Raw genomic sequence first — 14,821 nt, 5'->3', positions numbered from 1 at the left:
GAGTGGCACCTGCGCGCCGCCACCCGCAGATCGGCACCGCGCCGGGCACGGGCAGCCGGCGCCGGGCCGTCGCTCAGCCGCGCAGCTTCACCACGGCCTCGGCCAGGGCGCGGGCGGACTGCGGGTTCTGGCCGGTGACCAGGCGACCGTCGACCACCACGTGCTCGGTGAAGTTCGGTGCCGGCACGTGCTGCGCGCCGGCCTCGGCGAGCTTGTCGGCGAGCAGGAACGGCACCTCGTCGGTGAGGCCGACGGCGGCCTCCTCGTCGTTGGTGAAGCCGGCCACCCGCTTGCCGGCGACCAGCCGCGAGCCGTCGGAGAGGGTGAGGTTCACCAGCGCGGAGGGACCGTGACAGACGGCGGCGACCACGCCGCCGCGCTCGTAGACGGAGCGGGCGATCCGGGCCAGGTCCGGGTCGTCGGGGAAGTCCCACATCGTGCCGTGGCCGCCCGCGAAGACGATCACGTCGTAACCGGACGGGTCGACGTCCGCCGCCTTCGGGGTGTCCGTCACGCCAGCGGTGGCGAGGAAGTCGTTCTGGGTCTTGTCGTCGCTGTCCCGGCCGTCGGTCGGCGGCTCGCCGCCGGCCACCGACACCAGGTCGACGTCATACCCGGCGGCCCGGAAGACCTCCCACGGTTCGGCGGCCTCGCCCACGTAGTAGCCGGTCTTGCGGCCCGTGGTGCCGAGGTCGGAATGGCTGGTCAGCGCGATGAGTGCACGAGTCATGCCCACCATGCTGACGCGCCGAGCCATAGCTGACCAATAGGCGAGAGTCACGTCGGCGATAGGTTTGCTGATGTGAAGGTGTCGCTGGACCTGCTCCGCAGCTTTCTCGCCGTGCACCGGGCCGGGTCGGTCACCGGTGCGGCCGAACTGCTCGGTGTGGCGCAGCCCACGGTGACCGCGCAGCTCCGGGCGCTGGAGGAGGCGGTCGGGCGACCGCTGTTCGACCGGCTGCCCCGGGGCGTCACCCCGACCGCCGCCGGGGACGAGCTGGCCCGCCGGGTGGCCGAGCCGCTGGACCGGCTCGCCGCCGTGCTGACCGAGGAGCCGGACGCGGCGTACGCCCGGACGGTCTTCCTCGGCGGGCCGGCCGAGTTGCTCGGCGAGCGGGTGCTGCCGGCACTTGCCGGCCTGGTGGCCGACGGCCTGGAGCTGCGGGTGGTCGCCGGGATGCCGGAGCGGCTGCTGGACGACCTGGTCGCCGGCCGGCTCGACCTGGCGGTGACGAGCGTGCGGCCTCGACGGCGCGGCCTGGTCGTCGAGCCGCTCTACGACGAGGAGTTCGTGCTGGTGGCGGCACCGGTCTGGGCGGAGCGGCTGGCCGGCCCGGTGACCCCGGCGGCGCTGCGCGACGTGCCGCTGGTCGCCTACGGCGAGGAGGCGCCGATCCTGCGCCGTTACTGGCGCACCGTCTTCGACACCCGGCTCACCCGCACCCCCAGCCTGGTCGTGGCCGACCTGCGGGCGGTCCGGTCGGCCGTGGTGGCGGGTGCCGGGGCGAGCGTGCTGCCGGCGTACCTCTGCTGGGGTGAGCTGGCCTCGGGTGCGGTGCGCGCGCTGCTCACGCCGCCGGTGCCGCCACTCAACACGATTTTCCTCGCGGCCCGGCCGGCGGCGGCCGGCCGGCGCGAGACGCAGGCCGTGCGGCGGGCGCTGCTCGCGGCGGCGCCCGGCTGGTGAGCGGGCCGGTCAGCCGGTGGCGCGGGTGAGCAGGCCGACCACCTCGGCGGTGGCGGCCGGCGGGGTCGCCTGCGGCGGGCAGTCCACGTAGGAGCTGGTGGTCGGGCCGATGGTCAGCCGGTAGCTGAACGCGTCGGCGCACATGGTCGCCGGCACGGTGACGGCGGCCTCGGCGGTCAGCCGGGGGTCGACGGTGAGCTGCCGCAGCCGGTCGAGGTCGGCGTCGGTGAGCCGGCCGTCGCGGGCGGCGCCGGCCCGGTCGGTCTTCGTCCAGCGACCGTCCGGCCGCACGGTGATGGTGTCGGTCAGCCCGGCGATGCCGCCGGAACGCACGAGGACCACCTCGACGCCGGGCAGTCCGGTGACGGCCGGTCCGACCGGGGCCGGCGTGTCGGCCCGGGCGCAGCCGGCGAGCGGGGTGAGGACGGCGGCGAGGGCGATCGCCGCGGCGGGGGCTGCTCTCATACCGATCGGACGCACGACGGGGCCACCCGGTTCCGGACCACCGCGCCCCCCTCATCCGTTCGGTCAGTGTCTGAGGCGGGAAACCGTCGACCTCTTTCACGGCTGTCGATGTCTCAGCTATATCTACATGAGTGACTACCCCCGTCACAACTTCCTTTCAGGAGGGCATGTGAAAAGAACCGTCGCCGCCGTCAGCGCAGCGCTGCTCACCAGCGGCGTGCTGGCCTGCGTCACCAGCACGGCGCAAGCGGCAGCGCCCAGCGCCCCCAGCCCCGAGCGTGCCGCCGCGGCGCGCGCCGACAGCCTGCTCCGCGCCAACCCCGGTGCTGTGCAGGGTGCCGGCGGGGAGGCGTACCAGGCCGTCCGCACCAAGGTCGACCCCTCCGGGGCGGCGCACACCCGCTACACCCGGACCTACCAGGGCCTGCGGGTATACGGCGGCGACTTCGTCGTGCACACCGCCCCGAACGGCACCATGAGCGGCACCTCGGTCGGCCTGTCCGCCCCGCTGACGCTCGGCACCAGCGCCAAGGTCGGCGCGGACGCCGCCAAGGCCAGCGCGCGCAAGGCGTTCTCCGGCAGCCTCACCTCGGTCGGCGCGCCCGAGCTGTTCGTGGACGCCAGCAGCGGCAAGGGCCGGCTGGCCTGGGAGACGGTCGCCTCCGGCTGGAAGGCGGACAAGCAGACGCCGTCGAAGCTGCACGTCGTCACGGACGCCACCACCGGCAAGGTGATCGGCTCGTACGACGAGATCGAGTCGGTGGTCGGCAGCGGCCAGGGCATCTACACCGGTTCGGTCAGCATCGACACCACGCTCTCCGGCAGCACCTACTCGATGATCGACCCGTCGCACGGCAACGGCCGTACCTGCGACATGAACAACGGCACCTCGACCTGCACCACGTTCACCGACGCCGACAACGCGTGGGGCAACGGCGCCAACTCCAACCGGCAGTCGGCCGCCGTGGACGCCCACTTCGGCGCCGCGAAGACGTTCGACTACTTCAAGAACGTGCACGGCCGCAACGGCATCTTCGGCAACGGTCAGGGCGTGCCGAGCCGGGTGCACTACGGCAACAACTACGTCAACGCGTTCTGGGACGGGTCCCAGATGACCTACGGCGACGGGTCGAGCAACTCCCGTCCGCTGGTCTCGCTGGACGTGGCCGGCCACGAGATGAGCCACGGCGTCACCGAGGCGCTGTCCGGCCTGGTCTACTCCGGTGAGTCCGGCGGCCTCAACGAGGCCACCAGCGACATCTTCGGCAACATGATGGAGTTCTACGCCGCCGCGCCCAGCGACCCGGGTGACTACCAGGTCGGCGAGAAGATCAACATCAACGGCAACGGCACGCCGCTGCGCTACATGTACAACCCGTCGCTGGACGGCTCGTCCGACTCGTGTTGGTCCACCAGCACGAAGAACAAGGACGTGCACTACTCCTCCGGCGTGGGCAACCACTTCTACTTCAACCTGGCCGAGGGCACCGGCGCCACCGCGTACGGCACCTCGCCGGTCTGCGGCTCGGCCCCGGCGGTGACCGGCATCGGTCGCGCCAAGGCGGAGAAGATCTGGTACCGGGCGCTCGACGTGTACTTCACCTCGAACACCTCGTACGTGAACACCACCACCCCGTCGAACACGGCCCGCGCGTACAGCCTGCGGGCGGCGACCGACCTGTACGGCAACTGCTCCACCGAGTACAAGGCCGTCCAGGCGGCGTGGACCGCGGTGAACGTGGCCGGCAGCGACGCGCCGTGCAGCTCCACCGGGAACGACTTCTCCGTGTCGCTCTCCCCGACCGCCGGCTCGGTCGTCCAGGGCGGTTCCGCCACCGCCACCGTCGCCACCGCCACCACCAGCGGGACCGCGCAGACCGTGACGTTCTCCGCGTCCGGCCTGCCGACCGGCGCCACCGCGTCGTTCAGCCCCGCCTCGGTGACCTCGGGCGGCTCGTCCACGCTCACCATCGCCACCAGCGCGAGCACGCCGACCGGCACCTACTCGGTGACGGTCACCGGCAACGCGACGTCGGGTGCGAAGTCCGCCACGTACTCGCTGACCGTCACCGGCACCGGCGGCGGCTGCACCGGCGCCGGCCAGAAGCTCGGCAACCCGGGCTTCGAGACCGGCACCAGCCCGTGGACCGGCACCACCGGCGCGATCGGCGCCTTCAGCGGCCAGTCGGCGCACGGCGGCACCCGGTTCGCCTGGCTGAACGGCTACGGCTACAGCAGCAACGAGAACGTCGCGCAGTCGGTGGCGCTGCCGAGCGGCTGCTCGACCTACAACTTCAGCTTCTGGCTGCACATCGACTCGGCCGAGTCCACCACCAGCGTGCAGTACGACAAGCTGAACGTGCAGGTGCTCAACTCGTCCGGCACGGTGCTGGCGACGCTGGCGACCTACTCGAACCTGAACAAGGCCACCGGCTACAGCCAGAAGTCGTTCTCCCTGGCCGCGTACGCCGGGCAGACCGTGACGCTGAAGTTCACCGGCACCGAGGACGCGTCCCTCCAGACGTCGTTCGTCATCGACGACACCGCGGTCGACGTCTCCTGACCTGACCGCCCGACCCCGGGGCCCGGCGGCCACCCCCACGCGGGTGGTCGCCGGGCCCCGCCCGTTACGGTCGCACCATGTCCGACGCGGAGTTGACCGTCACGGTGGACGGCCCGGTGGCGACCGTGGTGATCCGAAACCCGGCCCGGCGCAACGCCATGACCCCAGCCATGTGGCGGCAGCTCCCGGTGCTGCTCGACGGCCTGGAGGCGGACCCGGCGGTCCGGGTGCTGGTGCTCACCGGCGCGGCCGGCACGTTCTGCGCCGGCGCCGACCTCGGCGACCTGGACGAGCTGCTGGCCGCCGGCGACGGCAGCATCGCGGTGGCCGCCGAGGAACGGCTCGCCGCGTTCGGCCGCCCCACGGTCGCCGCGATCGAGGGCGCCTGCGTCGGTGGCGGCTGCCAGCTCGCCGTCGCCTGTGACCTGCGGCTCGCCACGTCGGACGCCCGGTTCGGCGTACCGCCGGCGCGGCTCGGCCTGGTCTATCCCGCGCCGACCACCCGCCGGCTGGCCGGCCTGGTCGGGCCGTCCGCCGCCAAGCACCTGCTGTTCACCGGCGACCTCGTCGACGCCGAGCGGGCGCTGCGGATCGGCCTGGTCGACGAGGTGCTGCCGGCCACCGCGCTCGCCGACCGGGTGGCGGCGCTGACCGCCACCGTGGCCGGGCGTTCCCGGCTCACCGTGACCGCCGCCAAGGAGATCATCGACGGGCGCGCCGACGCCGACCGGATCGCCTGGTGGCACGCGCAGGTGCGGGACAGCGGCGAGGCCCGCGAGGGGGTGGCGGCGGCCAACGAACGCCGGTCGCCGCGCTTCGGCTGGACGCCGCCGGCCCCTCGCTGACCGTCTTGTGGCCGGCGCTTGCTCGTCCCGTTGACCGGTTCCCGCTGACGTTGGCCATCGGTCAGGCGCTGCTCGGTCTCGCTCCGATCGGGCTGGTCCTGATCGGCATCGCCCTTCGCCGCCCGCATCCACTTGTTACTGTGCGTGACTTCGCGCGATCGTCACCCAGCGTGCCGGCGGGCGCGGGGGTGGGCGTGGTCCTCCGCCCCCCTTTGCTCTGCAACCACCGGCGCATCATGGCGCTGAACAGGGTGTTCGATCCACGCGGCGCGGCGGCGATCGACCTGTCGTTGTCACGGTACGTGCAAGGTGCTTCCGTGGCTGCAGAGCAAAGGCGGCGCGAGGTGAACTCGGCGGCGCAAGGCGTTCTTACGCGGAGCGACACTGGTCAGAGCCGATAAGCGACCGGGGCCTGGACCACCGCCCCTCCCGACCGGGACGCCGCCGGGACCTGCGGATCAGCGCGCGGATCGGCTCGCGCTGACGTGTGCGAGTAGCTCGTCGACCGACCACTGGTCGTAGGCGTGCTCGCCGTGTTTGGCGGCGAGCACCCGGCCGTCGGGGGCGATGAGGAAGTCGGCCGGCAGCCCGAGGCGCCCGCCGTGCGGCGTGGTGGACGGCAGGCGCTCCCGACCGCGCAGCACGTGCCAGGTGCCGCTCGCCACGGCGCGCAGGATCGGCGACCAGGCGCGCGGATCGAGCAGCGACCGTCGCGCGGACTCCACGCCGAACTCCCGGTAGAGGAGCCGCTCGGGGTCGGCCACCACGGCGAACGGCAGCTCGGCGACGTGCTCGCGCAGCTCGTCGGCGGGGGAGTGGAAGAGCACCACCTCCCGTACGCCGGCCGCCTCGATGTCGGCGTGCCGGCGCACGACCGACCGTAGATGGAGGTTGCATACCGGGCAGCCGGCGAAGCGGCGGAACTGGAGATGGACCAGGCGGGCGGCGTCCGGCAGGGCGATCCTGTCGCCGGTGACGCTGGTCAGGTGGCGTGGCGTGATGACGTCCATGCGCGCTCCCGTTGTAGGCGTACGACGTACTCCTACAACCCCCGGCCCAGCTCGCCGACGCGGCGCTCGCGGTGCTCGACCGGGACGGCCTCGCCGGCCTCACCATGCGGGCGGTCGGTGCGCAGCTCGGCACCAGCACGATGGGCCTCTACCGCTACGTCGCCGACCGCGACGAACTGGAGTCGTTGGTCGTCGAGCGGGTTCTCGACCGGGTCGACACGCGTCCGCCGGTAGACGTCCCGTGGCCGGACGGCATCCGGGACCTGGTCGGCCGGGTGCGCGTCGCGGTCGGGGCCCACCCGGCCGTGGTGCCGCTGCTCCCCGCGCACCGCCACCGCTCACCCGGCATCCTGCGCTGGGGCGAGGCGGTGCTCGCGGTGCTGACCCGGGCCGGTCTCGTCGGCACCCGCCGGGTGGTCGCGTTCCGCGCCCTGCTCGGCTACGTGGTCGGCGCGATCCAGATGGAGCACCTCGGCGCACTGGCCGACCCCGGTACGGCGGTCATCGCGGCGCTGCCCCCGGAAGACTTCCCCTGCTGGCCGAGACCGCGCGCGCGGCCGGTGCGGTCGGCCCGGACGACGAGTTCGACGGCGGACTCGACCTCCTGCTCGGCGGACTCGCCCGCCACCTCGACCGGTGACGGTCGAGTCCCGGGGACCGGTGACGGTGGGGCCGGCGGGCGCCGCGCCGGAGGCGTACCCCCGGCGCCGCCCCCTGTGCCCGCCGGCCGTCCGTCACCGCGCCAGCGCGACCCAGCTCGGCGTCGCCGGCTCCCGCCGCAGCGGCATGCCCGCCTCGGCCGGGGTCCGGTCACCCTTGCGCTGGTTGCACGCGTAGCAGGCGGCGGTGGTGTTCCCCCAGGTGTTACGGCCGCCGCGGGAGCGGGGCACGATGTGGTCGACCGTGCTGGCCGGGCGGTCGCAGTAGGCGCACCGCCGGCCGTCGCGGGCCAGCACCCCGGCCCGGGACCAGGCCGGGGCGGCGCTGAACCGCCAGCGCGTCACCACGTACCGGACGAGGCGGACCACCCGCGGCATCGGGAAGACGCCGATGAGCCGGTCCGGCTCGGACTCGTGGATCTCCGCGACCCGGCGGCAGAGCATCCGGATCGCGTGCTGGACGGTGACCCGGTGCAGCGGGCCGAGGTCGGCGTTGATGACGAGGACGGCGTCCACCGGGCTCTCCCTTCACGATCGGTAGGTGGTGCGGCGACGAAAAAGCCGCCCGGTCCACGGGGACCGGGCGGCGACGACGTGGGCGCGCGACGTGCGCGTCAGTCGGGCCGTCCGGACCCGGGGCAGCCGTCGCCGAGCAGCCACGACGTCTTCGTGGTGGCGGATCGCAGCGACATGGACGGCTCCCGGAGCGGTGGTTGACCTTGCGCGTTCACGGTAGGTCCACGCCGGAGACGTGGGCAACGTATTTCGATCTCCCGTCGGAGGGTGGTCGCTGCCGGCCGGCCCGTCCGGCCCGGCGGGCGGCGGTGAGCGGGCGGTCGATCCGGGCGCTCATCTGCGCCACCAGCTCGCTCTCCAGCAGCGGCCGGTTCACCTCGGCGGCCACCGACAGCGTCGGGGTGGAGATCGACCGCCAGATCGCGGTGAGCCCGGCCCCGAGACCGACGAGCGCCACCGCCGCCCGGGTGGTGGGGGAGCCGACCGCCGCGGCGGCGCTGGCCCCGACCACCGCCAGCAGCACCACCAGCAGCGGCGCCAGCACCGGCCAGAAGATGCCCCGGGCCGCCTGCGCCACCAGCTTCCGGTCCCGGATGATCAGGTTCCGGGCTACCACCGCCCAGTTCTCCTCGTCCAGCAGGTCCCGCGGATGCAGGCCGCCGGTCAGCACGTCCTGCCACAGGTCGCCCTGGTTGCGCAGCTCGCGGGCCAGCTCGGCGAGCCCGGCCTCGGTCGGGTCGCCGACCGAGGCGCGACCGACGGCGGTGGTCCAGGCGGCCAGCGAGCGGCGCACCACCGCCGCCGAGTACGGCGGCAGCACGCTGGCCAGCTCCTCCAGCCACCGGCTGAGCTGGATCTGCCGCCCGCCGAACCGCCGGACCAGTTCGGTGCCGTCGCCGCGCCGGACCGTGTCGGCGAGCGAACGGCCGAGCCGGTACGCCACCCCGACCCGGTGGTCGGTGGCCATCGTCCAGCGCAGCACGTCGACGTTCAGCTCGTCGAGCGCGAACAGCAGCGGCTCGCGGTCCACCCCGGCGGCCCGCCGGGCGGCGGCGGTCGCCGGCAGCACCCGGCCGGCCGGGGTCAGCGCGGCGATCCGGGCCAGCGCCACGTCCACGCCGTCCAGGTACATGCCGAGCCGGTGCCGCCCCGACATCTCGGTCAGGTTGGACAGTTTCGCCGGGGCGGTCGCCGGTCGGTCCCCGCCGTCGGTCAGGTCGGCGGTCTGCGCGTGGTGGTAGGCGTCCGCCATGGACCAGCCGAGCCGCAGCGCGGTGACCACGACCGAACGTTCGTCCCGCCGCTCCTCCGTCCGCGTCGCGGTGCTCACCGCTTGACCTTAATGCGTGATTTGACCGTTTATCGACGGATCATCGGGACCGGCCGGCCAGCAGGCCGCGCGGACGGATCGACCGAACCGGCTCGGCCGCCGCGCCCTCCGCCCGCAGGATGTGGTTCGCCGCGATGATCCCGGTGGCCGCCGAACGCTCCATCAACGCGCTCGGGAACTCGGTCCGGATCCCGTCCCCGGCCAGATAGAGCCCCTCGGCGTCGGTGCGAACACCCGGCCGGCCGGCGTGGCTGCCCGGGGTGAACGCCGGGGCCTGCGCCTCGACCCGGGCACGCAGCTCACGCACCCGAAGGTCGGCCACCTCCGGCCAGAGCGCGGTCAGCTCCCGCAGCATGCGGGCGGCCAACTCGTCGGCGGGCACGTCCGGCTCGCAGGCGTACGCGTGCAACTCCACCACCGAACCGCCGGTGCGCTCCGCCCAGCGGCGCGGCTCGGCCTCCAGCCGGTGGTACAGCGTCACCGAGTCCAGCGTGGGCTGGCGGGAGACGCCGCTGAACACCGCCCGGTCCCGGCGGACGTCCCCGTCCATCCAGTAGCGCGCCACCGCGTACGGCGGGCCGGGCCGGCCGAACGCGGGCATCCGCGCCACCAGCTCGGGCGCGGTCGCGACCAGGCCGGGGGAGGCGTCGACCAGCGCGGCCAGCGCCGGCGGGTCGACGGCGAGCACCACATGCCCGGCCTCCCAGCCGTCGCCGTCGACGCCGGTCACCCGCCAGCCCTCCGGCGTACGGTCCAGCCGGGCCGCCGGCGTGCCGGTCAGCACCCGACCGCCGTGCTTCTCCACGTACCGGGTCAGCGGCTCCCAGATCGCCGTCGCGTAGTCCTCGTCCGGGCAGTCGAAGGCCAGCCCTTCCGGGTTGCCGAGCAGATAGAAGTGGAACTGGGCGATCATCTCGGCGGCCGACATCTCCGCCTCGTGGTTGAAGAACGAGTGCGAGAAGACCTCGAACAGCATGGCGCGGGCGCGGTCCGGCAGCCGCAGCGAGGTGAGCAGCTCGTCCGCGGTCCGCTCGTCGAACTCCGCGTAGGTGCGCACCGGGTCGTAGGTGAGCAGCGGCAACGCGGCGTCCCGGTCCATCGCCCGCAGGTCCGTCAGGCGCAGGCTCGGGCTGCGCAGCAGCAGCGCCAGCAGGTTGGCCGGCGGGGCCGGCGGCAACTTGCCGAACTCCTCGGTCGGCCACTGCGCGGACAGGATCGGATAGCCGGGGATCGGCTTGAGGAACCCCAGCGTCGGGTCGACGCGGCGCAGGATCGAGCGCCAGTTCCAGTACTGCCGGAAGAACGCGTGGAACCCGTGCTCGTTCTGCTGGGGGCCGTCCGCCAGCGCCTCCGGCCAGGCGCCGAGCCGGCCGCCGAGGTGCGGCGCGGCCTCCAGCACGGTCACCGACACGCCGCGCTCGGCCAGCACCACCGCCGCCGACATCCCGGCGATGCCACCACCCACCACCAGCGCCGACGCCGGGCGCGGCACGCGCGGCACGCCACCCCCGCCCGGGTCCACCACGTGCTCGCGTACGCCGATGAGCCGACCAACCTTCTGCGACAGCCCCACGCCCCACCCTCCGCTCAACAGTGCTCCTATCCTGCCCGAGGTGTGCGGAAGGGGCTCAGCTACACGAACGAGAAGACGCGTTCCGCCGGGTCCACGACCACGGCCAGAAGCGCCCCGGGCACGAGGGCCGGGTCGTCGGCGCGGACCGCCTCGACCTCGAAGGCGGCGAACCCGGGGCCACTGATCCGCAGGCGGAGTCTCAGCCCGGGTTCCTCCCCACCCAGATAGTTGGCCACCGTGAGAACCTCCGCGGTGGCGGCGACGCCGGTGGCGGCGAGTAGCCGCATGTCGCGGCGCGAGCGGGTGACGAGGCGCAAGCCCCAGCCGCCGAAGCCGACGCCGACGACCGTCATCAGGAGATCCCCGCCGAGTACGCCCCAGAAGTCCACCGTGGACAGGCTCCGGCTGTGCCACACGACGGGCACCAACAGGGCCGGCCCGGCCAGACAGATCGCCAGGAACAGCACTCGGCAGAGCAGCGCGCCGACCGGACCGATGCGCGTCTCCGCCTCCCGCGGTTCGGTCGTCATCCGCACAGCCTAGGCGGGGGCGTCCTATTCCGGCAGACACCGGCGGGGGCGATCCGAGGCGGGCCAGACGTAGTCCAGGTCGGGCGGGGTGTCGGCGGGGAAGAGCGGCGCGTAGTGGGCGGGATCCTTGCGCAGCAGCGACGACCGATGGCTGCGGTGCAGGTCGTCGCGGCCCAGCCAGGGCGGCAGGTCACCGGTGGTGGCCAGCGCGTCCTGGGTTCGGATCGTGGTGAGGCCGCAGGCGGTGGCGAGGTCGGTGGCGAGCGTGGCGGCGCAGGTGTCCGCCCGGCCGGGCTCGCACCACACCGCGCACATGTCCAGCCCGTATCGGGTGAGCGCCTCCTCGTACCCGGCCCACATCTTCACCGCCGGGTGGTTGCGCCAGCCGTAGTCCGGGCGGGTCAGCCCACGCAGCACCTGGATGGCCTCCACGCGCTGCTTGCCCAGCCGCTTCTGGTCCAGGGCCCGGGCGCTGGCCAGGAAGTCCGGATACGGCAGGAACGTCTGCATGGCGGTGCTCTACCCGTACCCGGCGGCACCATGCCTTCAAGATCGCAGGGGGCTGTGCGTGCCGCGAGCGGCTGACTACGATCCGGGCATGGCCGAGCCCCTGCGCGACCGTGCGCGCCGCGCGACCGGGTGGCGGCTCCGCTCGAACGGCGACGAGCGCCCCCACTTCGTGGTCTGCGGCTCCGACCCGCTGGCCTACTGGGTGGTCCGGGCGTTGCTGGGCGCCGGCCCGACCGCCGGTCAGGTGCGGGTCACGCTCGTGGTGCCGGAGCGCCGCCGCTCCGACGGCCCGGACGGGCGGGACGTGCCCGGGGTACGCGTGGTCGCGGCGGACCGGCTCGACGAGGCCACGTTCCGCCGGGCCGGGCTGGCCGACGCGGACGGCCTGGCCCTGCTGCACCAGGACGACGTGGGCAACATGCACGCCGCGCTCTGCGCCCAGGAGGTCGAGCCCCGGCTGCGCCTGGTGGCCCGGATGTTCAACACCAACCTGGCGGACGGGCTGCGGCAGCTCTTCCCCGGCTCTGCGGTGCTCTCCGACGCGTCGATGGCCGCGCCCGCCTTCGTCGCCGCCGCGCTGGGCGAGCTGGCCCCGACCCACTTCCGGCACGCCGGCCGTACCCTCTACGTGGCCCGCCGCGCCGACGTACGCCCGCAGGACGTGGTCTGCGGCCTGGCCGTCACGACCGACCCGGAGCTGGTCCGGGTGCTGCCCGCCGACGAGGCCACGGCCGACGTGGTGCTGGCCGAGGCGACCGGCCGGCCGCCCGGCACCGAGCTGGCCGCGCGCCGGCTGGTGCGGGCCCGGCGACGCCGGCAGCCGGTGGAGGTGCTGCTCCGCGCGATCCGTAGCTTCGCCACCCGCAAGATCGGCATCGCGGTGCTGGTGCTGCTCGGGGTGATCGCGGTGCTGGGCTGGCTGAACGCCCGCGCGGCGGCGGTCACCTGGGGTGAGGCGCTCTACCTCACCCTGGTCACCACGCTCAGCGGCCAGGACCCGGACGTCAACAAGCCGGTCGCCGCGCAGGTCATGCAGGTGGTGCTGAACCTGGCCGGGCTGGCGTTGATCCCGCTGATCACGGCCGCCGTGGTCGACGGCATCGTCAACGCCCGGCTGGCCCTGCACACCGGCCGGATCCAGCCGGACCGCTCCGGGCACGTGGTGGTGGTCGGGCTGGGCAACATCGGCACCCGGGTGATGGCCCAGTTGCACGACTTCGGCGTCGAGGTGGTGGCCATCGACAAGAACCCGGACGCGCGCGGCGCGGCGCTGGCGCACCGGCTCGGGGTGCCGGTGATCGTCGGTGACGCCGGCCTGGAGGAGACGCTCCGCTCCGCCTCGGTCGACACCAGCCAGGCGCTGGTGGTGGTCTCCACCGACGACGGGGCGAACCTGCGCGCCGCGCTGATCGCCCGTTCCCTCGACCCCGACCTGCGGGTGGTGCTGCGGCTGTTCGACGGCGACTTCGCCGAGCGGATCCAGCAGGCGTTCGGCATCGGCATCTCGCGCAGCGTCTCCTACCTGGCCGCGCCGTCGTTCGCGGCGGCCCTGCTGGACCGCGCGGTGATCGCCACCATTCCGGTCGACCGACACGCGTTGCTGGTCACCGAGGTGCCGGTGGTGGCCGGCTCGCCGCTGGACGGGCGTCCGCTCGGCGCGGTGGCCCGCCCCGGCGAGGTGCGCCTGCTGGCGCACACCCGGGCCGGGCAGAAGGGCGACTGGTCGGTCGATCCGCGCGTGGTGGTGCACGCCGGCGACCGGCTGACGGTGGTGGCCCGGCGGGCCGGGCTGACCGCCCTGCTGCGCGAGACCACGCCCGTGCCGCCGCCCAGACACCCGGACGAGTGACCCGGGTTCAGGTCGTGCGGGTGCGGCGGAGGGCGTACCAGAGCGCGCCGAGAGCGAGCACGCCGAAGCCGCCGAGCACGCTGGGCAGCGGCAGGTTGACCGCGAGCAGTAGGCAGCCCGCCAGCCCCAGGGCCGCGAGCGCCCGCACCGGCAGCTTGCGGGCCGGGTCACGGTCGAGCGTCAGCGCGGCGGCGTTGGTGATCGCGTAGTAGACAAGCACGGTGCAGCTGGAGAATCCGATCGCGCCCCGGACGTCGGCGAGCGCCACCACCACGATCACCACGGCGGCCACGGCCAGCTCGGCCCGGTGCGGCACCCGGTGGCGGGGGTGCACGGCGGCCAGCGCGCCCGGCAGGTCGCGCCGGCGGGCCATCGCCAGCGTGGTGCGCCCGACGCCGGCCAGCAGCGAGAGCAGCACCCCGGTCACCGCGACGGTGGCCCCGGCCCGGACCAGCCAGGCCAGTCCGGGGTGGCCGGCGGCGGTCACCACGTCGACCAGTGGCGCCGGGGAGGCGGCCAGCCGGTCGGTGCCCAGCACGCCGAGCGCGACCACGGCCAGCGTCAGGTAGATCGCCAGCACCGCGCCGAGCGCCAGCGGCACCGCGCGGGGGATGGTGCGCCCCGGGTCGCGGACCTCCTCGCCCAGCGTGGCGATCCGCGCGTACCCGGCGAACGCGAAGAAGAGCAGGCCGGCGGCGGTGAGCACGCCGTGCGCCCCGACGTCGGCGGAGGCGGTGAGCCGGTCGACAGTCACCTGCGGCGCGCCGGTCACCGCCACCACGGCCAGCACGGTGAGCACCACCGCGACCAGGATCCGGGTGGCGGTCGCGGTCTTGCCGATGCCGCGCAGGTTCACCGCGGTCACCGCCACCACCGCGAGGACCGCGACGAGCCGCGCCCGCCCCGGCCACAGGTAGGCCCCGACGGTCAGCGCCATGGCCGCGCAGCTCGCCGTCTTGCCGACCACGAACCCCCAGCCGGCGAGGAAGCCGGCGAACGGGTGCAGGCGTTCCCGGCCGTACACGTAGGTGCCGCCGGACTCCGGGTAGCGGGCGGCGAGCCGCGCCGAGCTGGTGGCGTTGCAGAACGCGACGAAGCCGGCCAACGCGAGCGCGACCAGGAGCCCGGTGCCGCCGGCCGCCGACGCGGCCGGCGCGAAGACCACGAAGACGCCCGCGCCGAGCATCGCCCCCAGACCGATGACGACCGCGTCGGGTACGCCGAGCCGGCGTGCCAGCTGTTCCACACCGGCAGCCTAGGGGCCGGACGTGAACGGCCGGTGCC

General features: G+C 74.2%; 14 protein-coding genes. 4 read left to right on the top strand and 10 right to left on the bottom strand.

Annotated elements, in window-relative coordinates:
- Positions 1–73: 73 nt before the first annotated feature.
- Positions 74–730 (bottom strand): type 1 glutamine amidotransferase domain-containing protein, encoded by a 657-nt coding sequence (locus tag ACZ6O5_RS06125; protein ID WP_465974777.1) that lies wholly within the window; start codon positions 728–730, stop codon positions 74–76.
- Between the two features lie 72 nt (positions 731–802).
- Between ACZ6O5_RS06125 and ACZ6O5_RS06120 the strand changes: the two genes are divergently transcribed.
- Positions 803–1,687 (top strand): LysR family transcriptional regulator, encoded by an 885-nt coding sequence (locus ACZ6O5_RS06120; protein ID WP_465974775.1) that lies wholly within the window; start codon positions 803–805, stop codon positions 1,685–1,687.
- Positions 1,688–1,696: 9 nt separating this feature from the next.
- Here ACZ6O5_RS06120 and ACZ6O5_RS06115 read toward each other — a convergent pair whose 3' ends face one another.
- Positions 1,697–2,152: a hypothetical protein gene (locus ACZ6O5_RS06115; RefSeq protein ID WP_465974773.1), complete on the bottom strand. Its 456-nt coding sequence runs from the start codon at positions 2,150–2,152 to the stop codon at positions 1,697–1,699.
- A gap of 169 nt (positions 2,153–2,321) precedes the next feature.
- On the opposite strand from ACZ6O5_RS06115, the gene ACZ6O5_RS06110 reads away from it, so the two are divergent.
- Together ACZ6O5_RS06110 and ACZ6O5_RS06105 are read left to right on the top strand one after the other, a co-directional pair.
- Positions 2,322–4,715, top strand: a complete 2,394-nt coding sequence (locus ACZ6O5_RS06110) for a M4 family metallopeptidase (protein ID WP_465974771.1) — start codon at positions 2,322–2,324, stop codon at positions 4,713–4,715.
- A gap of 77 nt (positions 4,716–4,792) precedes the next feature.
- On the top strand, positions 4,793–5,560 hold the full coding sequence (locus tag ACZ6O5_RS06105) for an enoyl-CoA hydratase/isomerase family protein (RefSeq protein WP_465974769.1): 768 nt from the start codon (positions 4,793–4,795) through the stop codon (positions 5,558–5,560).
- A 458-nt stretch (positions 5,561–6,018) separates the two neighbouring features.
- Here the strand turns inward: ACZ6O5_RS06105 and ACZ6O5_RS06100 are convergent, their stop codons facing one another.
- The 7 genes from ACZ6O5_RS06100 to ACZ6O5_RS06070 form a co-directional block, all read right to left on the bottom strand.
- Positions 6,019–6,570, bottom strand: a complete 552-nt coding sequence (locus ACZ6O5_RS06100) for a peroxiredoxin-like family protein (RefSeq protein ID WP_465974767.1) — start codon at positions 6,568–6,570, stop codon at positions 6,019–6,021.
- 32 nt (positions 6,571–6,602) lie between these two features.
- A complete protein-coding gene (locus ACZ6O5_RS06095; protein ID WP_465974765.1) occupies positions 6,603–6,899 on the bottom strand; it encodes a hypothetical protein in 297 nt (98 codons plus the stop codon).
- A gap of 405 nt (positions 6,900–7,304) precedes the next feature.
- Positions 7,305–7,745, bottom strand: coding sequence for an HNH endonuclease (locus ACZ6O5_RS06090; RefSeq protein WP_465974763.1), 441 nt, complete (start codon positions 7,743–7,745; stop codon positions 7,305–7,307).
- Between the two features lie 211 nt (positions 7,746–7,956).
- Positions 7,957–9,075: a hypothetical protein gene (locus tag ACZ6O5_RS06085; RefSeq protein ID WP_465974761.1), complete on the bottom strand. Its 1,119-nt coding sequence runs from the start codon at positions 9,073–9,075 to the stop codon at positions 7,957–7,959.
- 40 nt (positions 9,076–9,115) lie between these two features.
- Positions 9,116–10,648: an FAD-dependent oxidoreductase gene (locus tag ACZ6O5_RS06080; protein WP_465975040.1), complete on the bottom strand. Its 1,533-nt coding sequence runs from the start codon at positions 10,646–10,648 to the stop codon at positions 9,116–9,118.
- Positions 10,649–10,707: 59 nt separating this feature from the next.
- Positions 10,708–11,178 carry a hypothetical protein gene (locus ACZ6O5_RS06075; RefSeq protein ID WP_465974759.1) on the bottom strand — a complete coding sequence of 157 codons (471 nt, stop codon included), beginning with the start codon at positions 11,176–11,178 and terminating at the stop codon, positions 10,708–10,710.
- Between the two features lie 24 nt (positions 11,179–11,202).
- Positions 11,203–11,688, bottom strand: coding sequence for an MSMEG_6728 family protein (locus tag ACZ6O5_RS06070; protein WP_465974757.1), 486 nt, complete (start codon positions 11,686–11,688; stop codon positions 11,203–11,205).
- A gap of 88 nt (positions 11,689–11,776) precedes the next feature.
- On the opposite strand from ACZ6O5_RS06070, the gene ACZ6O5_RS06065 reads away from it, so the two are divergent.
- The gene (locus ACZ6O5_RS06065; RefSeq protein WP_465974755.1) at positions 11,777–13,537 is read left to right on the top strand and encodes a potassium channel family protein; all 1,761 of its coding nucleotides are present in this window, start codon (positions 11,777–11,779) and stop codon (positions 13,535–13,537) included.
- 7 nt (positions 13,538–13,544) lie between these two features.
- On the opposite strand, the gene ACZ6O5_RS06060 is transcribed toward ACZ6O5_RS06065, so the two are convergent.
- A complete protein-coding gene (locus ACZ6O5_RS06060) occupies positions 13,545–14,783 on the bottom strand; it encodes an APC family permease (protein ID WP_465974753.1) in 1,239 nt (412 codons plus the stop codon).
- Positions 14,784–14,821 lie beyond the last annotated feature (38 nt).

The sequence above is a fragment of the Micromonospora sp. NPDC049201 genome (assembly GCF_055586805.1).
This window is presented reverse-complemented; position numbering and strand designations above follow the sequence as displayed.